Here is a 25582-nt window from a genome sequence, read left to right on the forward strand (position 1 = left end):
CTTTATAAATAACGAATCCGGGGCCTGAAAACCTGCCGTCCGGGACTCCCGGACAAACCGGTCCGGACGGTTCCGCACAATTTGACAGTGTTCTTCCGCCCCATATATAATAGTTTCCAGCGGAACAGAAACCGCTGCCTGAATCAGGAAAAGGAAGGGGTGGCATCTTGGCTGACGGAAAGAAAATACGCAAGTATCTCCTCCGGATTGTGGAAATCCTGTTTTCCGTCGCCCTGCTGGTGATGCTCGCCGTCTCCCTGATCCTGGCCAAACCCCAGGAGGATAAAAACATCTCCCCTGACGTGAAGCCTGCCGCGGAAACAGGTACCGCGCTCCGGATTGATAACGAAAGCGACCTGGTACAGCTGGACTTTCCCGCGCCGATGATGTGCTTTCAGAACTCCTCCAGCATGACCTTTGTCGGCGCAACCTGTGCCGACACGCCGGTTCCGGGAGGATACGGCCGGGTAGTCATAACGAACTGGCAGACCCCTGAAGGGGAAGATATCGCCCTGCAGAGCATCTGGCCGGCGGACACCCTGAATATGCTGGAGGATGGTTTCCATTTCATGCCCTATGCCGGGCCGACCTTCTTCGGAAACACCTCTGTCCGGATGGAAAATGATCAGTATATCCGGCTTCACACCACCACAGACCAGGCGCTGTATGTTGTGATTCTGCCCCGCAGTCTCAGCAAACAGGTCAGCTCCCTCTGCGGTTTCCTGAAGCTTTACACCATCCGCAATGATAACGAACAATAAATCCCATCAACTATATTCAATAAAGGAGGAAAATGTCATGTCCAATCCCTATGCCGGAACCCAGACCGAAAAGAACCTGGAAGCCGCTTTCGCAGGTGAATCCCAGGCCCGGAACAAGTACACCTATTTCGCTTCCGTCGCCAAAAAGGAAGGCTATGAGCAGATTTCCGCACTTTTCCTGAAGACAGCTGAGAACGAAAAAGAGCATGCCAAGATGTGGTTCAAGGAACTCAAGGGCATCGGCTCCACGACCGACAACCTGGCTGCCGCCGCTGATGGCGAAAACTACGAATGGACCGATATGTACGAGTCCTTCGCCAAGACCGCCGAAGAAGAAGGCTTCCCTGAACTGGCCGCCAAGTTCCGCGGTGTTGCCGCCATCGAAAAGCATCACGAGGAACGGTACCGCGCCCTGCTGAAGAACATTGAAATGCAGCAGGTCTTCGAAAAGAGCGAGGTCAAAATCTGGGAATGCCGCAACTGCGGCCACATCGTTGTGGGCACCAAGGCTCCCGAAGTCTGCCCCGTCTGCAATCATCCCCAGAGCTACTTCGAAATCGCTGCCGAAAACTATTGATCTGCGTCACTAAAAGAAAAGGGACTGTCTCATATGGGACAGTCTCTTTTGCATGGGATAAGAAAACAAAAAGCGGCGCTGATTTGTTCGATAAATGTTACTCGTTTCCTCATAGCAACTTCACAGACAATATCAACTCAAAACACCCTACTAGTCCCTTCTTCTTGATTAATCCGTTCGATCTATTAACAATATACTTTGAATATCCTCTTCATAGATTCTATAGTCCTTTGGTCGGGAATTATTTAGATTCTGAGGGTTGAGATTCCTTTTTATAATCTCTGCTTTTTTCTCTTTACGAGAATGTTCCTTCAATATTAAGCCCATAACCAACGCACTAGGTTATAGGTTCAAACAAATAAGGTATTGCTTCCAATAACGCATGTAGTATTCTAAATCATTCCCGGAAAAAGTGTTTTCAACCATAAGCTGTCCAAGCGTTTTTTAACACGTTGCGGGCAAATCATTATTTGCACTATATATTTTCTTATATACATCCGATGTTTCTAATAGTTTCTTGTGACTTCCTATATTTGCAATTCTTCCTTCATCCATTACCACGATAACATCTGAATCTATAACAGTTGATAATCGATGTGCAATAATAATCTGTGTACAGTTTTCCTCTTTGAAATATTGAAAAATCTGCGATTCATTATATGTATCCAAAGCGCTAGTTGCCTCGTCCAGGATAATGAGCTTGGGTCTTTTCAAAATTGCCCGCGCAAGCACCACTCTCTGTCGTTGTCCACCAGAGAGATTCATACCCATCTCAGTCACCTGGGTATCATACTTCATCGGCATTTGCATGATTTCGTCATGTATCCTTGCAATCTTTGCCGCCTCAACGATTTCCTCCTTGGACACATCGTTTCTACCCATTCCAATATTGTATTCAATGCTACGATTAAATAGGGTCATATCCTGTGGCACGATTCCCATGTGCTGCCTTAATTCTGAAGTATCAAATGTGTGGATATTTGTATGATCGATCATAACCGTTCCTTCAGTCGGTTTATAAAGACCCATCATAACCTTGCCGAGTGTACTTTTTCCCGAACCAGACATACCGACAATCGCAACTTTTTGCCCACTGTATATTTTTAAATCTATATTCTTCAGAACTTTGCTGGAGTGCTTCGAATAAGAAAAAGACACATTTTTTAGCTCGATCTCGCCATTTACATGTTTTGCATGATCCCCGCGACTTTCTTCACCCTGCTCAAATGTCAGAATATCGTGAATTCTTTCAAGATAGATGATGCTGTTCACATAGCTGTTGTATACATTCGACACAGAAGCTGCTAAACCAAAAAAGGTTGAGCTCAGAGAATAAAACGCCATAATATCTCCGAGCGTTATCATTCCTTTTCTAAAGAGTCCGACGCTTGCAGCAAGCACAATATATGGGGACAATTGTGAAATCAACGAGGTAACAAACATATATTTGTTTTTTAGCCGATCAGCTCTTTTCTGTTTCTGTAAATAAGAACCCTCCTTTTCGCTCCAATTGTCAAAAACATAATTTTCGATTCCAGCCATTTTGATTCCGAGAATGGAATAGATCATCTCGACCTGCTGTCCATCCACTTCATTACGCTTGTTTAGTAGCTGCCGGTCCTCGTTCAACAAACGGGGGCGTGACCAGCCAAGGAAGACAGCATTCAGTACAAACAGAGCAATACAAAGCAGACATATTACAGGGGTTTGCAAATATAGATATACCACCATAAAAATGATCGCACCTATGTTGATAATTCCCTGAACAAGCTGCTTTGCCACAATCTCTCGGATGATATATCCACTGTTGACCGTCATGATCAAATCGGACTTCCGTCGTAATTCAAAAAAATGATAAGATACATTCAGCAGCTTTCTTACAACCTTGGCAGTAATCTTATAATCCATAAAGGTTCTGTAGCTGATTAAGCAATTGCTTTGAATATACCCAAGCAATGAGGCAAGTCCGACAAATATGATCAGCATGATTAAGGGTTGTTCCACAGATTCTGTTTTTATATTGATGCTGTCAATCGCATATTTCATCAAGATAGGAACCGCCAATGAAAACGCGTATATAACAATCGATATGACAAATATCGCTGCGAATAATCCCTTCTTTTCCTTAAATACCTGAATGTATTCGGAAAACAGATGGATGTCTCTTTTTTGCGGAACAAAATTTCTGTCCGGTGCAATACATATGATATATCCTGAGTATATTTCTTTGAATTCATCGTGAGAAACATACTCTGCTCCGGAAGCTGGGTCTACAATATATACATATTTCTTGGTGATCTTCTCTACGACAAGAAAATGACTGTTGTAGCAAAGAGCAATAAAAGGTGCCTGATTTCTCTCAATCTGAGAAAAATCAATCTTTTCCGGCTTAGCAAGCAGATTCAGCTTCTTACACAGCGCCACCAGTTGACCAATTGAAGTGCCGTCTCTTCCTGTGTCCAGCAAATCCCGGAGCTGTTGCAAGCTCACATAGCTTTTGTAATACCTCAGAAGCATTGCAACACAGGTGATACCGCACTCAGTAGTGCTGATTTGTTCGATAAATGTTACTCGTTTCCTCATAGCAACCTTATCCTAACCACCATCTTCTTGTGCAGCATATAATTACATAATTAAGCATGGCAGCTCCCATACAGAAGCCTATCTGTTGAAAAGAAGCCGCTCCATTGAGCATCATTTCCGGCAAAAGCGCAAACTGAGTAAGCAGATAACCTGCAACCGTGTTGATATTGAAGTGAGATTTTACCAAGCCAATAATTTCTGCGAACACCCCTAAAAAGAGGGAAAACATCAAAACTACGCAAATACCCTGATTCTTTATAAAACTACCCATCAAAACAGCAACAGATGCCAAAAGCATCGCTCCGACCAAGTAGGTGAGCATTGTCATACCAAACAAACGTAACATCTCTTCCAGCTGTACGCCTTCTATCTGCCCGTATGTCGCTATGAACGACAGGATGCAGCTCAACGCTGCAATGACCAGTGCCTCGACTGCCGCTGCAATGAGTTTTGCGCCGATAATGTGCGGCACACTGTATTTCCCGGTAAAAGCCTGAATATATGTGCCATTCTCAAAGTCATCGGTCGCCACACATACACAGATGCCGATCACGAAAACATATCCAAGATTTGCCAGGATCGAATAAACGAAGACTGCTGCTCCGGCATCACAAGCACGTACTAATACCATTACGAACAGACAGATCGCCGCAACCAGTAGCCACGACTTCCATTTAATTATTCTGTTACATTCATTTTTAATATACTGATACATTTTACTCCAAATCACTCCATTAATCCGAATTACATCGCCACAACTTCGCTATATACAGTCTCGATTCCGATAAAAGACATAAGCAACTGCATACAAACCTGCAATATAGACAAGCAGCAAAACCCCATCCTCCCAAGAAACCATCTGAGTTTGAGACCATACCGTGATAATCCCGTTCGGGGTTTTTTTCAGTATCTTGCTCACCATACCCAGCGGTCCGTTCTCGTCCAGTTGTCCCTGTGTGATAATAAAGGGCAGTAGATAGTTAAGGACAAGCGGGGGCAGCACCGCAATAAAGTACGCCTTTTTATACGAACGTACGCTGTATGCGATCAACATCACATAAGCAGACAGGAAAACTGCTGCGCCCATATAGATCACCAGCAAATTCAACGCATAAGTTCCCTCGACCAGGCTCGGATCGACTTTTTTCAGCTTCTGAATACCGATCGTCTGGTTGATAAGTGCAGGCAAATAGAATATGCCGGCCACACAAATCACACTGAGCAGCCGTCTGGCAATAAGCTTCCATCCGCTCTCTATGAACACATACAGTTCCTTGATGGCACCGCTACGGAAATCCTCCATATGCAAGTTGGTTATCACGACCATCATGCCAATAAAAGAAGTCCAGAAAAAGTAATAGTTCAAGACAGCAACTGAATAGGATCTCAAATCTCTCCGCCAAAACTGGGCAATCACCACAAATGAAAACAGACAGAAGATTCCTATTGCTTTATAGTTGCGCTTCAGATCATATAAAACTGTTTTCACTGATCTTCCTCCTGTTTGATTGCCTTGATGAAACGTTCTTCCAGGTTCTCTCTGTAGGGTGCGATTCCCGTCAGGTTCAGACCGTTTGCTACAAGCAATTTGATCAGCTCGTTCACTTCGGTATCCCTGGTTCTAACCATCAACTTATTCTCTGTACGCCGCACCGAATAGCCCTTCTCACGCAGGAATGCTTCTATCTGCACAGTCTCACTCGACGAGATGATATAATCTTCCTCTGCGCTGCCCGCGTCTTCCTTCAGATCAATGGATTCTATGATCCGCCCCGCCTGCAGAACTATCACCCTGTCGCACATGGACTCGATTTCCCCTAAGATATGGCTGGAAATCATGATGCCTGTGCCTGCCTCGCGCGCGCGGGAGACCAGATATTTCCTTAACGCAGGTATGACTTCAGGGTCTACGCCACGCATGGGCTCGTCGAGCAGCAGGTACTTGGGACTCCCAAGCAGTGCAATAGCGATTCCGAGCCGTTGCTTCATACCAAGAGAGTATTTTTTCACCTTCTTGTTAATAAAATCCCCCAGCTCCAATGCCCCGACCAATGCTTTTATCTCATCTGTGGTGACTGTATCCGTGAATGAGGTAAAATACTTGATATTCTCCATGCCTGTAAGTGCCGGATACAGACCGGGATTCTCTATCAAACAGCCGATATTCTTCTTTCTTCGCATTGAACGAATATTTACGCCATCGATTTCCACGTTTCCCGTATAGTTCCTTTTCAATCCGCAGAGAATAGACAGCAAGGTACTCTTGCCTGCGCCGTTTGTCCCTACAAGACCGACAATTTCCCCCGGCATCAGGGTCATATTGATGTTATTCAGAACCGTGTTGTTTCCATATTTTTTATACAAGTCAGTCACGCAAATCCCATTATGCATTATAGTGTGCCTCCAAAGTCCGAAATAATTCGTTCAGAATTCATAATTACATCCATGTAACTCTCAAATTCAAAGAATCCATTGTGTTTCCAGAACCGGTATTCAAAGTTGGGCTCTTCCTCATAAAGCTTCATGTTTTTCTGCATGGAATGAAAGATATAATCAAGATCCTTCCGCTCACGCTCACCAATGTGCGTCGGATCATTTAGGGCTCCAATAATGTCTGCGACCATTTCTTCGGTTCTCTGTACATTCTCCACCTCCTGCACATCATTCTCTGTGAAGACAAGATAATTCTGGAAGGAGACCTCTCGTCCCCCCATAAACTTCACCGCCGAAGACAGATAGGTCTTCACGAAGTTTGCTCCATTCCCACAAGAGGATGTGAGAAGGGCCGTCGGCTTTCCACAGAGGCACATCAGATGCATCCAGTAAGACATTCTATCCAGCAAAAGTTTCATCTGCGCCGTGATATTCCCTGCGTATATGGGCGTGCCGATCAGCAAAACGTCTGCCATCAGAATCATCTTTTTGAGTTCGGGCATATCGTCCTGCAGATCCAGCGGGCATTTCCCAGTTTCAAAGCAGTTCGAGCAACCTCTGCAGAAGCTCACCTTGTACTTGCTTAAATCAAGCTCATACGTTTCGATGTCGATCCTCTTCCGAAGCCCGCTGACAACAGCTTTGAGAAAGGCTCCAGTGCTTGATTTTGCCCCTCTTGGGCTCCCATTTATCGTCACAATTTTGTATGTCGTACTCAATCCTCCTCTCTGTGAACGCAAGACAACCCCGTACAACTCAAATCTGCGATCATGACGGCTTTCCTTGATGCTATGATTGTTTTTATTCAGTATGTATAGATGATGGTAACACGTATTACCCTCATGATCGGGATGTTCATTTCTGTGTTTCGCCTTACTAAACTGCAAGAATATTGGGGATTCGAGCGTTTCTGTCCTCTAATGCAATTAAGCCGTATCCGATTCCGGCAAGCCCTGTCATCAGACCAAAGCCAGCATTTTCCAGAAAATCCGGACTGCCTTTCAGCCGTTCTATCAATTGTGTGGCGAGACGCTCTGTGTTCCGTCTGACTTGTTGCTGTAGAGCTCCATCCTGCAAAAGCACTGCCGCTTGTTGCAAGATCATGAGATTGCCGATGTCGCCATGGCAAAGGCAGTAATCCGCGCCAAAGCCCACTTGCTTCAACGTCCGAATGCCAATCTCAATCTCACTGTCGAGGAGGCTATCTGAATATCCATCCTCCTTGAGCGAAAGGCGGTTGAGCAGAATGCCCGACATTCCATGACACCACTTGCAATCACAGCGTTTGTCAGTAAGGCTCCTGCGGAAATTACCTGCTTCTGTAACGTATTGTCCACGCTCATAAGCAAGCATTTTTTCCACAGCCAAAAGGATGTGCTCATCCCCTGTCCGCTTGTAAACCTTGTACAAGGCATGGGAAATACCTGCTGTGCCGTGCGCATAGCCAGTGTAACCTTCCTTTCCTATAAAACAACCTGTAGGATACACATCTGCCGCTTCTATGATCTTCTGCGCAAGTGTATGCAGATACGGATCAATGATCGCGTCTCCGGGCTCCGACAAGCGGGCAGCAACAAGAATCGCTCCCGCATTTCCTATCATCACATCGTTCTTCTGAGAGAGCACTCTACTACTCGCCATCTCCCGCAGTAATCTGTCAGCATGCGCTCTGTAAGATTCCTCATGGAGCAAATCCGATATGACAGCGTAGAGATAGACCGCGCCGCTACATCCATTGTATAAACCATTTTGTGTTTCCTTGCCGATGCTATTTTTCTCAAAATACTGTTCAATCGGTCGGAGCACTTCCCGCATAGTTTCCAAATAGCACCGCTTCTGCGTATACTTGTATAGCGCGGCATAGAAAAGCACCATCCCAGCATTGCCATCGTAAAGATTAATCCCGATGGGAGTAATCGTTCGAAACTGATCCTCCACCTCAAGATATCCGATCCATGAACGCTCGGTCTGACCGTTCACCGTAAGACTAATACTGTTTGCATCGCAATATTTCGCGACCTGTTCCACCAGCACATGGATCTGTGACTCTCCGTCCGGCTCTTGCGCTTCTTCGGCTTCATGATAGCGATAGCCTGTAATATAAACATCATTTCTGTACAGGTCTGCATAGCTGTAGATAATCACGCGCCTCTGAAAGCAAAGATCTGCCGCACCCATTCGTTCAAGTTTACTTCGGAGCATCTCCAGCGCTGAATTTTGTACAATACCTTCCAGTGCCTGGCCTGCACAGGTGTAGAGGCTCCGCTCGTCTGTGGACGCCATGAACATAGGAACATCGTCTCTCTTCATATCCTCAATTTCGGCCAGAACCAGAGCGATATGCTTCTCATCAGCGTTCAAAAACAACCGGTTCAGGTAGATTTCCCTGTCCAAAAAAGACTGCACAAGGTCGGGATGATACATCGTTGAAAGCATCTGGCCGTATGTCACTGTACCTCTGAGCAAGACGCGGAACATCAGCCCGCTGAAGTGCTCCTCAATGTACGCCAATACAGACTCCCGATTATTTACAAAATACTCGTAGGTGATTTCGAAGCCGCGGAGCATCTCCCCGAGATATTTTTGAGATTCCATACTCCGATTATGCAATTTTACACTGTTGTTATGTCCACCTATAGCAAGGTTTTTTGCAACAATATGAATCGTATCCTTGTCTGCATCCATGATACAAAAGGACTTGTAGGGGGATTCTTGTTCCTCGTCCATGGACAAGCCAGAAAGATCTACCTGCTTATTCGTCTTTCGATTTCGGATCATTGTCGGCAGGATGGCAGAGGCCTTAACAGAATAGGTCAGGAGGCTACCAATATAACTGAACACAGACTTCTCTATTGTTTTCTGATCAAACAGATCAGCAGAGAAAAGTGTCTCCATGTCAATGACCAGCGGATATGCACCGCATGCGATAATATTCTCCGCATGGAAGTCAGAGGCGCTGAAGAGATAGAAGATCGCAAGCAGTTCACCAATCCGCGTGTAATAATCCCTGACTTCGGCTTCTTCTTTGCAGGGTTTCTGCCTTACAAACTCGCACCAGCCAGTCTCTCCGGTGTTTTTCAGACGGATTGTTTTGATGTCTAAAAACCCTGGGATGTGCGCTGCATTCAGGTGCTCAATGAAAGTATTGTAGCGCTGTTCGAGTTGAAGAGTCCTTGGCTTATAGACCAGGATCCCTTGTTCGAACTCAATGATTGCAACGCTTTTCCCCTGGTTGTGGGTGTCACCTTCTCCGAGCCTGATATGGACAAGTTTCCCGAAGGTAGATCCGCCGTTCAGTTCCCGCCCGATGGCTTCATGATTCGTTTCGTAATCTGTTATAATGGATTCAATATATTCACAGATCAGCCCGGTCTTCTTCAGCATCATATCAGTCAAGACCTGGTATCTGGAATAGACAGCCTTCAAATATGATACATCCTGCAAGAGCACCTCTTTGTAATATGTTGCTCTCGCAACGGTATCAGCACCCTTCAGCAGACCTTCATCCCGGCTCGCATTGGTTTCAGCAATAAGTACGCGAAATGCCATCTGGAAGAGAATTCTGGCAAGTGCACTCACCGAACGACAAAACAGAGCTCTTGGCTCCAAAACAACCGAACAATGATGGATTCGGTTGAACAATGGCTCCATACACGAGACGAGGAGCGGTTTAAAATAGTTCATCCACCCCAAAATATCTTCGTTCACCGCTTCAAGCCCCTGCTGGATACTAGCAACATATGTGTCATTGAATTCCTGTTCAAAGAAATCAAACGAAATCTGCTTCTGACTATCGAATAAACGCCGCAGAGCAGACTCATCGAGCTGTTCCCCAAGGGACTTCAAACTGTTTAGTAGGGCTGTCCGCTCCTTTATCTCTGGGAAGAGACCATCCCAGAAAGATAGACTGTCCTGAAAATCGAAGCCAGCGTCCGTCTGCTGACTCTGCCGAGGAACCAGAAGTTTCATAACAATCAACCATCCCAGCCGCTTTACGCTTGGTACAAACAGAATGAAAAATATGCAGACAAGCGGCGGCCTTTCTTGTAAAATGAGCTTGAAAGAACATATACTATGACGCACGGTAAGGCGCGTCGTAGATTATTTTCGAAATTCAAGCATATAATAATCTGTGTTGGTTTCACCTTTTCAACTACAAATATGCGATACCTTGAATCTATATACTAAGGGGTGTTTAAACACCTGCTAAATGCTTGTTAATCCAATCATTGCGTTCTCCTCACCATTCCAGTACAAGGAGATCAGTTTTGATCAACAGACTCCCCCGTTATTACACTCGGTAGATATTGCGGCGATGAGAATTGCCTATCCGCAATGCCCACCGCCGCAAATTACCTAATTAGCACGCTGTGCCGCCATTACACTCAGCAGACAACGTAAGAACTTCTCCGCACTTGAACTTTCTGGTCGCCTTATCATTTGACCATGCGGTAAGGCCTGTAATTGCCGTAATTGCAGAAATGACAGTTAAGACGGACTGTACTCTATTGCCACCACCGTCCACTGCGCCACCAACAGGCACCATAAGATCCTGTTCCTGAATTTCCTGCATGAGATCTCCAACTACAAAGCTCCTCTTTTTGTTCATTGTGTCTTTTCCTCCTTTAATAATTTAATATGTGTACTTTAAGCGTACAAATCTATATCACAGCAAATCGGAAAGGAGCACGGTACCAAATGCACAATCCCTCTCTGCCATAATATCAGTTTTAACCCGTAGCTATTTGGGAAGAGTTCAATCGCCTGCTGACTTCTGCGACATGAATGCAAAACTCCGGTTTCAAAAAAGCAGATGATATAAAACTGCAACTTCATTATGAAAGCATGTTTCGTATAAATGGAATCTGTACCCGCTGCCTATATATGTTCGTCAAGTCCGTTATTAGCACTCAAACCATTCCAAAGAAGCAGAACATCCCCCAGTCAGCATGGAGACATCAGATTGCGCATGTAATAATTGCTGCCAAGAGTTAGCCCACCACACAAAATGAAATCAGAAATACAAACATAAAATGACAAAAAGAAAAGTCCTATCTGACAAAAAGTTCAGACAACAGTACTCAGGGCTGTTGCATACAATAAAAAGCGTTCATCCGGGATTTATATATATCATAAGAGATGTAGCAACAATATCAGGAGTATCAGTAAACAAAATGTGAGCAACGACTGTAAGAAATGAAAAATCATTCCGAGTGCTAAATATCCTCTAAAAAACTTTATTAACCATCTTTTTCACCTCTTTCTATTTAAGCTCATAACCAATTCCCAAGATTCCAGGGTCAAGCGGATATAATTTTGCCGCCAACATTGCACAAAGTATAACACACACACACACACAATATAACCAAATCTGCAAATCTGGTCAGATTAACTGCATAATTGGAAAGCGATTCATCAACAAAACTGTAGAAAAAGCAAAGTCAGGATTCCTGTGACTATAACAGCAGGTGACAAAAAAACCGCTGTCCGAATTCGGACAGCGGTCCCTATGCGTGTGTTTATTCCTCTCCGGTCCCTTCCAGGCCGATTTCCGCCGCGTGGGACCGCATACCTTCAATGCAGATTTCAGCCACTTCCCGGACTTCCATCCCCAGCAGGTCGCAGCCCTTCTGGATCAGTTCCCGGTTGCACTTTGCGGCGAATTTCTTGTCTTTATATTTTTTCATAAAGCTTTTGATCTCCAGGTCCTGGATACCCTTCGGACGCATCCGGGCACAGGCCTGGATAATTCCCGTCAGCTCATCCACCGTGAAAAGGCTCTTTTCCATATTGGTTTCCGGTTTCACGTCGGTACAGATACCCCATCCGTGGCTCATAATCGCCCTGACGTCCTCTTCCGGAACCCCCGCCGCCAGCAGCGGCTCCTGCGTATGCTGCAGGTGCTCGTCCGGGTATTTTTCATAATCATAGTCATGCAGCATTCCGACTGCCTGCCAGTGTTCCCGGTTCTCCCCGAAATAATCCGCCATTGCCCCCATGGCATAGCAGACATTCTTCGCGTGAATGATCAAGTGCTCATCCGACACCATGGTTGCGTTCAGTTCCGTTGCTCTCTCCAGGCTCAGCATTGGGGGATCCTCCTTCAAATCCTTACCATTTATTCCTGACCTTCTCCGCGAATCCGGTCAGGTGATCAATCTGCAGTTTCCGGCCGTCATCCAGGACTACCGAACCGGAAAACCGGCCAAACACCTGATGCTGGTCTGAGCAGATAATCAGCAGATCTGTTTTCGCACAGCGGTCCATGATCGGTTCAAACTTCATCTCAAACCGTCCGTCGCTGCTCGTAAAATTCCACGGGGACAGATAATCTTCCTTCCCGTCCTTTTCCGGAATTTCGAATGTTACCTGCTCCAGTTTGTGAATTTTCCCGTCATAAACCAGGACGTTCTCACTGGCTGCGGACGTATCCCCGAAACCATAGCCGATATTGAATCCGAAGGGAACACCGTCCACCAGGCCCGAAGCTGATCCCCAGTACCAGGTATTGTCATAAGTCCATACGCCCCGGCCCCAGTCCAGTACAGCAAAGGTATCCGCCGGATCACACCGGTATTCCCGGCCGCCCAGCGTTATGGTTCCTTCCACACGCATACAGTTGATTTTCTGGTTATAGTAGAAGGCTTCCGGATGATCCTTGTAGGGCGTCACAATCACCATGGATTCCTTCGGTTCATCCGTCAGCATCACATCAAAAACAATGGTGTTTTCTCCGCTGAACCTGTTCATGAACCCGGTCAGCCGGCGGCTGATCCCATCATTTTCAAAGGAGATCATATATCCCTTCCCGGTCACACTGATGCTGCCGTTTTTGCTGCTGGACGGAAGTTTCCGCGGAGCAAACAAGGGCAGGTTCATTGCGGATTTCGTAATCTGGCTTTTCCGTTCAAAATCCAGCAGGGAGATACTGTCCATGGTCATATAGCCATTATGATCAATGGTCAGCGCCAGGCAGAACCGGTCTGAACAGATCGCATAGTAATCCCATTCCTTGATCCTTGACCTGCCCGTGCAGATCCGGGTTCTGTCATAGGTCTTGATGAGCTCTGTGGCATATCCGGTTTCGATCAGATGACCCTTTTCATCATGAAGCGGACCGGGTGTTATGATTCGGCGCTGCATATCTCCCGCCTCCGTTTATTTAATTTGACTGTTTTGGGCTATTATACTTCATGAACCTTCAGAAAACAACGCCTTGCCCGGATCAGAGAACCATGGACAGCAGCCCGAAGAAAATAAGCAGCATAACGAGGAACAGGAGCTCTTGTTTCCATCTTTTGTGCAGCAAGCCTGCGGTTTCCCGGATAAACGCATTGGGCCAGAACCACCATCTCGTCCTGCTGCCGATTCCCTCTGCCGTCAGTCCTGCCCGTTTCGCCAGGATCCCGCTGCGGAAAACATGATAGCTGCTTGTCGCAAAAAGCACTTTCCCTTCCGGGTTCTTCTCCCGGATCATTTCTCCGGAAAAGCTCATATTCTCAAGGGTATTTCTGGATTTTGTCTCTGTCAGGATCAGATCATCCGGTACCTCCTGTGACTGCAGGTACCGCCGGATCGCTTCCCCTTCCGGCATAGTTTCATCCTTTCCCTGTCCGCCGGACGGAACAAAAACCGCTTCCTTTCCGGTTGCCTCCTTCTGCTTCTTCCAGAAGGAAAACGCTTTGTCCGCCCGGTCCCGCAGGAGCGGCGGAAGCGTCCCGTCCTTCCGGAACCAGCATCCATGGATAATGATGAAATCCTTATCCAGCGCCGGATTGTGTTTAGCCGCCTTGATCCCGCAGATTACCGCACCCGTCAGCATGCACTGGCAATAGATAAAGAGCGTGGCGTAAGTATTCTCCAGGGTTCTTTCCAGCCTGATTTCCCATTCCGATCCGCTGGAAAACCGCATCATCAGGTACAGTCCCAAAGCCTCTCCCAGGATTATGGTAATACTCACCAGCAGTCCAAGTGCGTTCCCCGGCTGCCGTCCTTCATGCCGCATAAGCACAATATTGCTTACCGCCAGTGCAATGGCAAACACGATCATCACAGGAGCCGTCAGCTTCATGAACCAGGCGCTGGCACCGCTGATAGCCGAGTAAACCATCATCATGTGATATTCTTCCGGATGAAAGGCATGGGAAACGGTAATAACCAACATTGTCAAACCGGTGACCAGGGCAAACAGGGAGAAGCCGGCATAGTAAATGGTGCTGTAATCGTAAAAGGCCGTCCCCTTCGCCTGGAAGAAATGCCAGAGCATAATCGCGCTGACCAGCAGCCAGAACAACGTCACTCCGATCAGCAGCGCCGTATCACCGGTAAAGTTATCGTTGTTTCTGTCATACACTGTATGAAAGCGATCTACCCGCAGGAGATGCAAAGAACTGTCATCCCTTCCCGAAACAGTAACATACAGATCCGTCTCTCCTGCTTCTCCCGGGAATACCGGAATCCGGATAAATCCGTCTCCGCGCTCCGGTTCTCCCGCCCGCAGCACATCCGGTTTCTCCACCGTTACCTTTATTTCACCCTGTCTGCTGGCTGGTATATAGCTGTAAACAGAAATCTCATTAAAGAAAGCGAAACGAAGTACAACGCAGAGCACAATCAATCCTGCAATACACCATAAGATCTGTTTCACCGCCTTCCTCACGACTTATTCCCTGCCTTTTTTATATCGTATGATCCTGTGTTATCCAGATAGTTTCCTATATTATACACTACTATTTGGCATAAAAGTAGATCAGAGCCTGATCTTTTGATCAGGCTCCTACTGCTCCCCAGGGGGGAACGAAGGAAGCGTTAGTCCAGTGGACTATCCTGCGAAGCAGGAAGCGCCCTGAGTGAGTCAATCGAAGCAAGCAGCGGGTTGAAACGCCAGTGATGCCCGCTGCGCCGACTGAGATTGCGGAGAGAGAAGAGGTGCCCCAGTGGGCTGTCCGCTGAAAGCGGAAGCGAGCCGAACGAGTCAACCGAAAGGGAGAGCAAAGCCCGCTCCAAGGGCTTTGAGCGACCATTGAGGTTGCGGAAGGGCGAGAAAGAGCCCAGGACATACGCAGTAGGTCCAAAGATCTCAATCTATTTGAGATCTTTCCTGGGGAGCACAAAAAAACCTGATCTTTCGATCAGGCTTTTCTGTGCTCCCCAGGTAGGGCTCGAACCTACAACCCTTCGGTTAACAGCCGAATGCTCTGCCATTGAGCTACTGAGGAATATGGAATCCGGCGGCGACCTACTCTCCCGGACCGTTACCAGTCAAGTACCATCGGCACTGAAGAGCTTAACTTCTGTGTTCGGTATGGGAACAGGTGGAACCTCTTCGTCATTGCCACCGGAAATAGTGAGCTATTTAGGAAATCGCTTTTCATTCTTTCCCTTGGGTCTTCCTTGCCAGCGATTTCATCGTCCCTTTATCGGAACGGGTTGGCCCCTTCCATCGTCCTTTTCTTCCTCTTCCGGGGCCCTCGGACGCTTTACGCATCCTGACAACTGCACAGCTACAAGAATTCAGGAATTTGTTGACCTGTTATGTTTTTCTGTTACCTTAATTGATCTCTGGACCAATCATGAAATCAAGCCCTCGACCTATTAGTATCATCAAGCTGCATGCGTTACCGCACTTCCACCGATGACCTATCTACCTGGTAGTCCTCCAGGGGTCTTACTTGCTTGCGCAATGGGAGTCTTAATCTTGAGGTGGGCTTCACGCTTAGATGCCTTCAGCGTTTATCCCGTCCGCATTTCGCTTCCCTGCTATGCCGTTGGCACGACAACAGTTGCACCAGTGATGCGTCCATTCCGGTCCTCTCGTACTAGGAACAGCTCCTCTCATGACTCCTACGCCCACGATGGATAGGGACCGAACTGTCTCACGACGTTCTGAACCCAGCTCGCGTGCCGCTTTAATTGGCGAACAGCCAAACCCTTGGGACCTGCTTCAGCCCCAGGATGCGACGAGCCGACATCGAGGTGCCAAACCTCCCCGTCGATGTGGACTCTTGGGGGAGATCAGCCTGTTATCCCCGAGGTAGCTTTTATCCGTTAAGCGACGGCTTTTCCACTCAATACCGCCGGATCACTAAGCCCGACTTTCGTCTCTGCTCGAATTGTCACTCTCGCAGTCAGGCACCCTTCTGCCTTTGCACTCTTCGAATGATTTCCATCCATTCTGAGGGTACCTTTGGGCGCCTCCGTTACTCTTTCGGAGGCGACCGCCCCAGTCAAACTGTCCACCTGACACTGTCCATTACCCGGTTCACGGGTCCATGTTAGAATTCCAGTAACAGAAGAGTGGTATCCCAACAGCGACTCCGCTAAGACCGAAGTCCTAACATCCAAGTCTCCCACCTATCCTGTGCATCCGTTACCGAAATCCAATATCAGGCTACAGTAAAGCTCTACGGGGTCTTTCCGTCCAGTCGCGGGTAATGGGCATCTTCACCCATACTTCAATTTCACCGGGCCCCTGTTGAGACAGCGCTCAAATCGTTACACCATTCGTGCGGGTCGGAACTTACCCGACAAGGAATTTCGCTACCTTAGGACCGTTATAGTTACGGCCGCCGTTTACTGGGGCTTCGGTTCGATGCTTCGATTGCTCTAACATGTTCCCTTAACCTTCCAGCACCGGGCAGGTGTCAGCACCTATACGTCAGCTCTCGCTTTCGCAGATACCTGTGTTTTTGCTAAACAGTCGCTTGAGCCTATTCTCTGCGGCCTCTCTCGAGGCACCCCTTATCCCGAAGTTACGGGGTCATTTTGCCGAGTTCCTTAACAAGGGTTCTCCCGTTCGTCTCAGGATTCTCTCCTCGCCCACCTGCGTCGGTTTCCGGTACGGGTACCTTCAGATATACTAGCAGCTTTTCTCGCCAGCGTGAACTCATCTGCTTCCCTACTTGATTTCGGTCCACGTCACACCTCAGCTTAGAGGAACGCGTACTTCACTACGTTCCAACCTCAGTGCTTGTACGGAGTTGACCATCACCCCGCTCAGACTATCCTTCTGTGTCACTGCTTCATTCTTCGGTAGTGCAGGAATATACACCTGCTGTCCATCGCCTACGACTTCCGTCCTCGGCTTAGGCCCCGACTTACCCTGGGTGGATGAACCTTCCCCAGGAAACCTTGGGCTTTCGACGGCGAAGTTTCTCGCTTCGCTCTCGCTACTCATACCGGCATTCTCTCTTCTGTGCGGTCCACCGTGCCTCTCGATACGGCTTCAGCCCCCACAGAACGCTCCTCTACCACGCGCTTAAAGCGCATCCATCGCTTCGGTGTCACGTTTTAGCCCCGGACATTTTCGGCGCACAACCACTCGACCAGTGAGCTATTACGCACTCTTTAAATGTGTGGCTGCTTCTGAGCCAACATCCTGGTTGTCTGTGCAATTCCACATCCTTCTCCACTTAACGTGTACTTTGGGACCTTAGCGGTTGATCTGGGGTGTTCCCCTTTTGCCCGCGGAACTTATCTCTCGCGGACTGACTCCCATGGTTTGCATTGTATGGTATTCGCAGTTTGATAGAGTTTGGTAGGATTTGAGTCCCCCGCGCCCATTCAGTGCTCTACCCCCATCAATTATCCATGAGGCTAGCCCTAAAGCTATTTCGAGGAGAACCAGCTATCTCCGGGTTCGATTGGAATTTCTCCCCTATCCACAGCTCATCCCCGCCTTTTTCAACAGACGTCTGGTTCGGTCCTCCATGGGATTTTACTCCCACTTCAACCTGGCCATGGATAGGTCACCCGGTTTCGGGTCTACGTCATGCAACTATCGCCCTATTCAAACTCGCTTTCGCTTCGGCTCCGGACCTTCAGTCCTTAACCTCGCTGCATAACGTAACTCGCCGGTCCGTTCTACAAAAAGTACGAGATCGTACATAACGTGTACTTTCTCTGCTTGTAAACACAGGGTTTCAGGTTCTCTTTCACTCCCCTCCCGGGGTTCTTTTCACCTTTCCCTCACGGTACTATGCGCTATCGGTCACCATATCGTATTTAGGCTTGGATGGTGGTCCACCCTGCTTCCCGCCGGGTTTCACGTGCCCTGCGGTACTCTGGTATCAGTTAGCTGGTTGACTCTTTCGCTTACGGGGCTGTTACCCTCTTTGGCTGAGCTTTCCATCTCTCTTCGGCTAAAGTCTTCCATACACGTTACTGACCCACAACCCCGGGGAGCATGCCCCCCGGTTTGGCCTCTTTCCCGTTCGCTCGCCGCTACTTAGAAATCTTTAAATTAATTTCTCTTCCTGCGGGTACTTAGATGTTTCAGTTCCCCGCGTGCCCTCCTGTAAGACTATGGATTCATCTTACGGTGACAGGTTCTTCACCTGCCGGGTTTCCCCATTCGGATGTCTACGGATCGATGCCTGCTTGCGGCTCCCCGTAGCTTATCGCAGCTTGCCACGTCCTTCGTCGGCGTATGGTGCCAGGGCATCCACCCTGTGCTCTTTGTAGCTTGATTTCTCGTCGTTCTTGATCCTGAGACCAATTCTAGTAAAATTGTTTTACCTTTAACTGGTCTTTCCTGAATCTTGTTTCTTTGCTGTGCAGTTGTCAAGGTGCGCATGCTCGGAGCTTCGCGAGCCTTGAAGACGATACAGAGTTTTGCGCGCTGTAAGGAACAGCTCAATTCTTTTTCGAACGTTCGTTGACGTTCCGTTTTGCTTCTTTGAAGCTTTTTTATGACGACCGGTTTTATCCGGTCGATCGACCTCGGTTTCGGCGTCCACCTTTCGGCTTCTGCTTTCTCCCTAGAAAGGAGGTGATCCAGCCGCACCTTCCGATACGGCTACCTTGTTACGACTTCACCCCAGTCATTGGTCTTGCCTTAGGCGGCTGGCTCCTTGCGGTTACCTCACCGACTTTGGGCACTCCCAACTCCCATGGTGTGACGGGCGGTGTGTACAAGGCCCGGGAACGTATTCACCGCGGCATGCTGATCCGCGATTACTAGCAACTCCGACTTCATGTGGGCGGGTTGCAGCCCACAATCCGAACTGGGACCACTTTTTTGAGATCCGCTCTCCCTTACGGGTTCGCTCCTCTCTGTGGTGGCCATTGTAGCACGTGTGTAGCCCAGGTCATAAGGGGCATGATGATTTGACGTCGTCCCCACCTTCCTCCGAGTTGTCCCCGGCAGTCTCTTCAGAGTCCTCAGCACTACCTGTTAGTAACTGAAAATAAGGGTTGCGCTCGTTGCGGGACTTAACCCAACATCTCACGACACGAGCTGACGACAACCATGCACCACCTGTCTCAGTATGAGCAAGCTCACGATGTATCTCTACAAGTTTTACTGGATGTCAAGACCTGGTAAGGTTCTTCGCGTTGCGTCGAATTAAACCACATGCTCCGCTGCTTGTGCGGGCCCCCGTCAATTCCTTTGAGTTTCAACCTTGCGGCCGTACTCCCCAGGCGGAATGCTTATTGTGTTAACTGCGGCACAGAAGGGGTCGATACCCCTACACCTAGCATTCATCGTTTACAGTGTGGACTACCAGGGTATCTAATCCTGTTTGCTCCCCACACTTTCGCGCCTCAGCGTCAGTTACAGTCCAGTAAGTCGCCTTCGCCACTGGTGTTCCTCCCAATCTCTACGCATTTCACCGCTACACTGGGAATTCCACTTACCTCTCCTGCACTCAAGCCCGACAGTATCCAAGCAATTCCCACCTTAAAAGCAGGACTTTCACTCCAGACTTACCGGGCCGCCTACGCGCCCTTTACGCCCAATCATTCCGGACAACGCTCGCCCCCTACGTATTACCGCGGCTGCTGGCACGTAGTTAGCCGGGGCTTCCTCCTTGGCTACCGTCTCTTTCTCTTCACCAAGGACAGAGGTTTACGATCCGAAAACCTTCTTCCCTCACGCGGCGTTGCTGGGTCAGGGTTTCCCCCATTGCCCAATATTCCCCACTGCTGCCTCCCGTAGGAGTTTGGGCCGTGTCTCAGTCCCAATGTGGCCGATCACCCTCTCAGGTCGGCTACCGATCGTCGACTTGGTGGGCCGTTACCTCACCAACTATCTAATCGGACGCGAGCCCACCCCTTACCGGATTACTCCTTTGACCCCTAAGCGATGTCGCTCTGTGGTCTTATGCGGTATTAGTACAACTTTCGCTGTGTTATCCCCCTGTAAGGGACAGGTTGCTCACGCGTTACTCACCCGTCCGCCGCTAGAACATTACATCTTCATATCCATCCGAAAACTTCAAATCTGTCGCAATGTCCCCGCTCGACTTGCATGTGTTAGGCACGCCGCCAGCGTTCGTCCTGAGCCAGGATCAAACTCTTCCGTTTAATCCTTTAAACATCTTTCGATGCTAAACTCTTTGGAATCTTCGCTGTCTTTTCCTTATTGCGCGTTTATTCTCTCTGTATCGTTTTCAAGGTTCGCTTCGCTCTTTCCTTTGCTTTCGCTCGGGCGAGCTTGACTATCATACCAGAGGGTATACCCTTTGTCAAGCGATTTTTGAAAATTTTTTTAGGCCAAAAATCAAGTTATTTCAAGGGGTTTCGGGCATTTCCATATCTTGTGGTGAGCATCCGGCAACCCCTTCTATATTTGGTGGACAATTCAGGGGTGCCCTGTTAAAATAGGAAGAAACAGGATGAAAGGAACTGAACGGGATGAAAAAGAATGAATGCTTCCCCATGACCGCGGACCGTCTGGGTGCGGATCTGGAGGGTATCTGTATTCATGAGGGTATGCCCGTGTTTGTTCCCGGACTACTGCCCGGAGAGGGCGCTGACATTAAGATCGTCAAAGCAGAAAAACGCTATGCTTTCGGCCGGATGGAATCCAGGCCGGATCCGGTCTCTCCCGACCGGCGTGAACCGGACTGTGCTTCCTACCCCCGCTGCGGGGGCTGCACCGGCCGTCATATGAGCTATGAAGCCACCCTGGCCGCCAAGCGGCAGCAGGTGGAAGACTGTTTCCGGCGGATTGCCGGCATTGAAACAGAAGTCCTGCCGATCCTGGGGATGGATTCCCCCTGCGGCTACCGGAACAAAACCTCCCTGCCCGCGGGCGGAACAGCTGAACATCCCGTTCTCGGCTTTTACGCACCCCGGAGTCACGCGGTTATCCCTGCCGAAACCTGCCCCAACGCCATGCCGCCTGCCAATGACCTGGCCGCAGCCTTCCTCGGATGGATGAAAGCCTTCCGTGTGGAACCCTACCATGAGGAAACCCGCCGGGGACTGATCCGGCATCTTGTAATCCGGGTCAACCGGAAAGGGGAAAGCATGGTGACCGTCGTCGCCAACGGCAGCACACTGCCCCATCAGCAGGAGCTGATCGACGCGCTGGTCCCGCTGGGCACCGTCAGCCTGTGGCTGAATGAGAACCGCGCCGTTACCAACGTCATCCTGTCTGAAAAGTTTCATCTTATATATGGAAGGGAAACCTTCACCGGCCGGCTCTTCGACCTGGAGTTTGAACTGTCCCCGGCTTCCTTCTTCCAGGTCAACCCGGTACAGACGGAAAAGCTGTACCAGACAGCGGTGGACTACGCGGAGCTGAAACCCACGGACCTGCTCTGTGACGTCTACTGCGGCGCAGGCACCATCACCCTGACCATGGCCCGCCACTGCCGGGAAGCCGTCGGTATTGAAATTGTGGAGCCCGCGGTGGAAAACGCAAAACGGAATGCCGTGCTCAACGGCATCAGCAACGTCTCCTTCCAGGCCGGCAAGGCTGAAGAGCTGCTGCCCCGGATGGTAAACGACGGGCTCCGACCGGACGTCATCTGTGTGGACCCGCCCCGTAAGGGCCTGGATCCCGCCGTAATCCGGGCTATGGCCCAGGCGGCGCCGGAACGGATCGTTTACGTATCCTGCAACCCGGCCACCCTCGCCCGTGACGCGGGCCTGCTGCGGGACGAGGGCTACCAGGTCCTCAAAGTCCAGCCTGTGGATATGTTCTGCTGGACCTCCGGTGTGGAGACGGTTGTTCTTCTTTCCCAAACCTGAATGATCCGCCAAAAATGATGCATCGTTCAAATCATTCCGAATGAAGACGAAGCCGGGGTTGATGAATCCCTGACAGAAAAAGCATACCGGCAGTATAATATAAACTCTGGTTTTCCTTACAGCCATTCAGTTCCATTCAATATGTCCAAAAGGATATAATGAACCATCAACATCGCGTAATCCGGCATTTACCGGAGGCCCTGAATGACCCGCCAACAATGGGACAACGTTCAGCCTGGGTAAAAAGGGGGGGTATGCCTGTTGTGTAAAGTGTATTATTCCTGTAACAGTTGAAATCGGTCAATCAGAGTTTGATAAAGGAATCTGTTTGCAAAATGAGAGTTTGTGGAAGAACAACAGAACAGAAGAAAAGTGATAAAAGAAAACATACTATTCTTTATTTGACAATTACATTATTGCTGACATGGCTTTGGCAGTTTCTGCCGGTTTTGATGGGAATGGATGTGAAAGATACATCGATTTCATCTTTTGATTTTTCATCAATCTTCTTTGGTCTCGGCGGAGTCATGCCTTCACTGGTTGGTGTGATTTTTGTTTTCCTGTTTTATACAAAAGAAGGTGTAAAGGATTTCTTTAAAAGGTGCTTTGTCCCGAATAAAGAGTGTATTACAGCCATTTTCATTTCGCTTGGCCTGGTATGTCTCGAAGTGGCAGTTACACAATTGGTTTCAAAAGAACTTGGTGCGGAAGCCCTGGGGTTTGAAGGCCTGAAGATGGTTGTGAAAAATCCGCTGTATTTATTCTACTTCTTATTTTGGGGAATGATATCCGGACCGCTTTCGGAAGAGTTTGGATGGCGGGGTTTTCTGACAGATCAATTGTTTCATAAAAAGAAACTATTACAGATGTCTTTATTCATTGGCTTTATTTGGGGAATATGGCATTTGCCTTTATATTTTTATCCCGCACAGATTCAGCATGATTGGTTTATGAAAAATCCGTTTTTAGGATTGTCTTTTATCATAAGTTGTATGAGTGCTGCCCTGGTGTATACTACGATCTACGTCATAGCAAAAAGAAGAGTATTTGCCATTTTCTTTTTGCACATGTTTAAGAATGTTATTCTTACGGGAGCAATGATTTATCCTTTCAGTGAAACTTACAGTGTGGCAGTGGTTCCTGTGGAAATTGTGATGGATGCAGCGTTTTATCTTATCATCACCCGGACAAAGTTTTATAAACGGGCACTGGAAAATATACCGGAGTAAAATAGCAGGTCATACATATTACATGTTATATTCCGGTTTGGCGTATCATTCTGCATATAATGAAAAAAAACAAACCCCTCTTGACGAAACGTGTTATAATCTTTTATTGGGAATGCGCCATAAGCATTTCATCCATTTAATATTTTATTGTTAAAGGAGAAGCACAATGAATCTTTCACCCCTTCAGAAAGCAAGATATCAGTACAGCCCTAAGCTTCCCGGAATGCTTCGTGGCGGCATCTCTGAGATCAGCGTCAAGGTCGGCGCTCCTACCGAGAGCGTAGCGGACCAGGCCAAGATCAAGGCCCTCTTCCCCAACACCTACGGTAAGGAAGAGATCACCTTCGTCAAGGGCAGCAACACCTCCGCGGCCAAAAAGCAGGTTGTGGGCGTGATCCTTTCCGGCGGCCAGGCCCCCGGCGGACACAACGTCATCTGCGGTCTGTACGACGCGATCAAAGCTACCGACAAGAACAACGTACTCCTCGGCTTCAAGGGCGGTCCTTCCGGCCTGATCGATGACGATTTCATCGAGTTCACCGACGAGTACATCAACGCCTACCGGAACACCGGCGGTTTCGACATCATCGGTTCCGGCCGTACCAAGCTGGAAACTGAAGAGCAGTTCAAGGTTGTGACCGAAGTGGCCAAAAAGCACGGCCTGACCGCTATCGTGATCATCGGCGGCGACGACTCCAACACCAATGCTGCTGTGCTGGCCGAGTACATGGCCGCCCACAACACCGGCGTCCAGGTCATCGGCTGCCCCAAGACCATCGACGGCGACCTGAAGAACGAAGATATCGAAGCTTCCTTCGGTTTCGACACCGCTACCAAGACCTATTCTGAGCTGATCGGCAACATCGAAAGAGACGCCAACTCCGCCAAGAAATACTGGCACTTCATCAAGGTCATGGGCCGCTCCGCTTCCCATGTTGCCCTGGAGTGCGCGCTGGAAACCCAGCCCAACATCTGCCTGATCGGCGAAGAAGTCGCCGCCAAGAAGATGTCCCTGGCCGCCATCGCCAACTACATCGCTGATTCCGTTGAAAAGCGCGGCAACAACGGTGAAAACTTCGGCGTGGCCATCATCCCCGAAGGTATCGTGGAATTCGTTCCCGAGTTCTCCAAGCTGATCGCTGAAATCAACGAACTGCTGGCCGGCAGCAAGACCGAAGAGTTCAACGCGCTTCCCGACTGGGACGCCAAGTACGCCTTCATCAAGAAAGGCCTGTCTGCTGAATCCTTCGCCGTGTTCGAAATCCTGCCCCAGTTCGTGCAGCAGCAGCTGTTCCTCGAGAGAGACCCCCACGGCAACGTGCAGGTTTCCCTGATCGAGTCCGAAAAACTCTTCTCCGAAATGGTGAAGAACGAGCTGGCCAAGAGAAAGGCCGCCGGCACCTACAAGGGCAAGTTCGGCGCGCAGCATCACTTCTTCGGCTACGAAGGAAGATGCGCCTTCCCCTCCAACTTCGACGCAGACTACTGCTACTCCCTGGGCTACAACGCCTTCATGCTGATCCAGTATGGCTACACCGGATACCTGTCCAAGGTTTCCAACATCTCCAAGCCTGCTGAAGAGTGGGTGGCCGGCGGTATGCCCATCACCAAGATGATGAACATGGAGAGAAGAAACGGCGAGGACAAGCCCGTTATCCGCAAGGCCCTGGTTGAGCTGGACGGCGCTCCCTTCAAGTTCTTTGCAGCGCACAGGGAAGAGTGGGCCGTGAAGACCTCCTTCACCTATCCCGGCGCGATCCAGTACTTCGGACCTGCTGAAGTCTGCGACCTCACCACCAGGACGCTCGCCCTGGAAAAGGGTCAGGACTGATTGATCTGACAGATACCGCCCGGCGGCTTATACAGCCTGCCGGGCGGTTTTTGTTTGCCCTTTTTCTTTAATCGTTTAATGCTTTAGTTGACAGACGCGCTGCATCGGCATATAATCTCCACAATATCAACAGAAAGGAGCCTGCATATGAACCGCTATACCGCCGGATATTCTTATACGCTGTATC

At 48.8% G+C, this 25582-nt stretch carries 15 protein-coding genes, 1 tRNA gene and 3 rRNA genes; 5 read left to right on the plus strand and 14 right to left on the minus strand.

What is annotated here, in order from left to right; all coding sequences use genetic code 11:
• Nucleotides 1-167: 167 nt before the first annotated feature.
• The gene (locus JYE49_RS12260; protein WP_093958409.1) at nucleotides 168-761 is read left to right on the plus strand and encodes a hypothetical protein; all 594 of its coding nucleotides are present in this window, start codon (nucleotides 168-170) and stop codon (nucleotides 759-761) included.
• Nucleotides 762-798: 37 nt separating this feature from the next.
• Entirely contained in the window at nucleotides 799-1338 is a 540-nt protein-coding gene (rbr, locus tag JYE49_RS12265) for a rubrerythrin (RefSeq protein WP_084097477.1), read from the plus strand.
• Nucleotides 1339-1782: 444 nt separating this feature from the next.
• On the opposite strand, the gene JYE49_RS12270 is transcribed toward rbr, so the two are convergent.
• From JYE49_RS12270 to JYE49_RS12335, 14 genes are all read right to left on the minus strand, one after another.
• Entirely contained in the window at nucleotides 1783-3921 is a 2139-nt protein-coding gene (locus tag JYE49_RS12270; RefSeq protein ID WP_093958411.1) for a peptidase domain-containing ABC transporter, read from the minus strand.
• A 7-nt stretch (nucleotides 3922-3928) separates the two neighbouring features.
• A complete protein-coding gene (locus tag JYE49_RS12275; RefSeq protein ID WP_143754548.1) occupies nucleotides 3929-4552 on the minus strand; it encodes a hypothetical protein in 624 nt (207 codons plus the stop codon).
• Nucleotides 4553-4684: 132 nt separating this feature from the next.
• Entirely contained in the window at nucleotides 4685-5410 is a 726-nt protein-coding gene (locus JYE49_RS12280) for a hypothetical protein (RefSeq protein WP_093958413.1), read from the minus strand.
• A complete protein-coding gene (locus JYE49_RS12285) occupies nucleotides 5407-6312 on the minus strand; it encodes an ABC transporter ATP-binding protein (protein ID WP_093958414.1) in 906 nt (301 codons plus the stop codon). Before JYE49_RS12285 ends, JYE49_RS12280 begins: the two co-directional genes overlap by 4 nt.
• On the minus strand, nucleotides 6312-7073 hold the full coding sequence (locus JYE49_RS12290) for a flavodoxin family protein (protein WP_179217441.1): 762 nt from the start codon (nucleotides 7071-7073) through the stop codon (nucleotides 6312-6314). The genes JYE49_RS12285 and JYE49_RS12290 overlap by 1 nt, the downstream gene beginning before the upstream one ends.
• A gap of 157 nt (nucleotides 7074-7230) precedes the next feature.
• Nucleotides 7231-10323 (minus strand): type 2 lanthipeptide synthetase LanM family protein, encoded by a 3093-nt coding sequence (locus tag JYE49_RS12295; RefSeq protein ID WP_093958416.1) that lies wholly within the window; start codon nucleotides 10321-10323, stop codon nucleotides 7231-7233.
• Nucleotides 10324-10714: 391 nt separating this feature from the next.
• Entirely contained in the window at nucleotides 10715-10963 is a 249-nt protein-coding gene (locus JYE49_RS12300; RefSeq protein ID WP_093958417.1) for a plantaricin C family lantibiotic, read from the minus strand.
• 910 nt (nucleotides 10964-11873) lie between these two features.
• Nucleotides 11874-12443 carry a hypothetical protein gene (locus JYE49_RS12305; protein WP_093958419.1) on the minus strand — a complete coding sequence of 190 codons (570 nt, stop codon included), beginning with the start codon at nucleotides 12441-12443 and terminating at the stop codon, nucleotides 11874-11876.
• Nucleotides 12444-12465: 22 nt separating this feature from the next.
• On the minus strand, nucleotides 12466-13497 hold the full coding sequence (locus tag JYE49_RS12310; protein WP_093958420.1) for a DUF2804 domain-containing protein: 1032 nt from the start codon (nucleotides 13495-13497) through the stop codon (nucleotides 12466-12468).
• A gap of 82 nt (nucleotides 13498-13579) precedes the next feature.
• Complete coding sequence (locus JYE49_RS12315) at nucleotides 13580-15001, minus strand: YdcF family protein (RefSeq protein WP_143754549.1); 1422 nt, start codon at nucleotides 14999-15001, stop codon at nucleotides 13580-13582.
• A 499-nt stretch (nucleotides 15002-15500) separates the two neighbouring features.
• A tRNA-Asn gene (locus JYE49_RS12320) sits at nucleotides 15501-15572 on the minus strand.
• A 7-nt stretch (nucleotides 15573-15579) separates the two neighbouring features.
• Nucleotides 15580-15696: ribosomal RNA gene (gene rrf / locus JYE49_RS12325) — 5S ribosomal RNA — on the minus strand.
• 232 nt (nucleotides 15697-15928) lie between these two features.
• Nucleotides 15929-18823: ribosomal RNA gene (locus tag JYE49_RS12330) — 23S ribosomal RNA — on the minus strand.
• Nucleotides 18824-19116: 293 nt separating this feature from the next.
• Nucleotides 19117-20661 (minus strand): 16S ribosomal RNA (locus JYE49_RS12335).
• The 16S, 23S and 5S rRNA genes sit together here with 1 tRNA gene alongside, the layout of an rRNA operon.
• Before the next feature lie 330 nt (nucleotides 20662-20991).
• On the opposite strand from JYE49_RS12335, the gene rlmD reads away from it, so the two are divergent.
• From rlmD to JYE49_RS12350, 3 genes are all read left to right on the plus strand, one after another.
• Entirely contained in the window at nucleotides 20992-22335 is a 1344-nt protein-coding gene (rlmD, locus tag JYE49_RS12340; RefSeq protein ID WP_093957820.1) for a 23S rRNA (uracil(1939)-C(5))-methyltransferase RlmD, read from the plus strand.
• 290 nt (nucleotides 22336-22625) lie between these two features.
• Nucleotides 22626-23564, plus strand: a complete 939-nt coding sequence (locus tag JYE49_RS12345) for a CPBP family intramembrane glutamic endopeptidase (RefSeq protein WP_304582989.1) — start codon at nucleotides 22626-22628, stop codon at nucleotides 23562-23564.
• A gap of 166 nt (nucleotides 23565-23730) precedes the next feature.
• Nucleotides 23731-25395, plus strand: coding sequence for a diphosphate--fructose-6-phosphate 1-phosphotransferase (locus tag JYE49_RS12350; protein ID WP_093957822.1), 1665 nt, complete (start codon nucleotides 23731-23733; stop codon nucleotides 25393-25395).
• Nucleotides 25396-25582: the final 187 nt, after the last annotated feature.

The sequence above is a fragment of the Aristaeella hokkaidonensis genome (assembly GCF_018128945.1).
GTDB lineage: Bacteria > Bacillota > Clostridia > Christensenellales > Aristaeellaceae > Aristaeella > Aristaeella hokkaidonensis.

What these genes read in the sequence shown, in the direction of transcription:
- rbr (WP_084097477.1), top strand. Translation starts at nt 799, where the DNA reads ATGTCCAATCCCTATGCCGGAACCCAGACCGAAAAGAACCTGGAAGCC.
- JYE49_RS12270 (WP_093958411.1), bottom strand. Translation starts at nt 3,921, where the DNA reads ATGAGGAAACGAGTAACATTTATCGAACAAATCAGCACTACTGAGTGC.
- JYE49_RS12275 (WP_143754548.1), bottom strand. Translation starts at nt 4,552, where the DNA reads ATGGTATTAGTACGTGCTTGTGATGCCGGAGCAGCAGTCTTCGTTTAT.
- JYE49_RS12285 (WP_093958414.1), bottom strand. Translation starts at nt 6,312, where the DNA reads ATGCATAATGGGATTTGCGTGACTGACTTGTATAAAAAATATGGAAAC.
- JYE49_RS12295 (WP_093958416.1), bottom strand. Translation starts at nt 10,323, where the DNA reads ATGAAACTTCTGGTTCCTCGGCAGAGTCAGCAGACGGACGCTGGCTTC.
- JYE49_RS12300 (WP_093958417.1), bottom strand. Translation starts at nt 10,963, where the DNA reads ATGAACAAAAAGAGGAGCTTTGTAGTTGGAGATCTCATGCAGGAAATT.
- JYE49_RS12305 (WP_093958419.1), bottom strand. Translation starts at nt 12,443, where the DNA reads ATGCTGAGCCTGGAGAGAGCAACGGAACTGAACGCAACCATGGTGTCG.
- JYE49_RS12310 (WP_093958420.1), bottom strand. Translation starts at nt 13,497, where the DNA reads ATGCAGCGCCGAATCATAACACCCGGTCCGCTTCATGATGAAAAGGGT.
- rlmD (WP_093957820.1), top strand. Translation starts at nt 20,992, where the DNA reads ATGAAAAAGAATGAATGCTTCCCCATGACCGCGGACCGTCTGGGTGCG.
- JYE49_RS12350 (WP_093957822.1), top strand. Translation starts at nt 23,731, where the DNA reads ATGAATCTTTCACCCCTTCAGAAAGCAAGATATCAGTACAGCCCTAAG.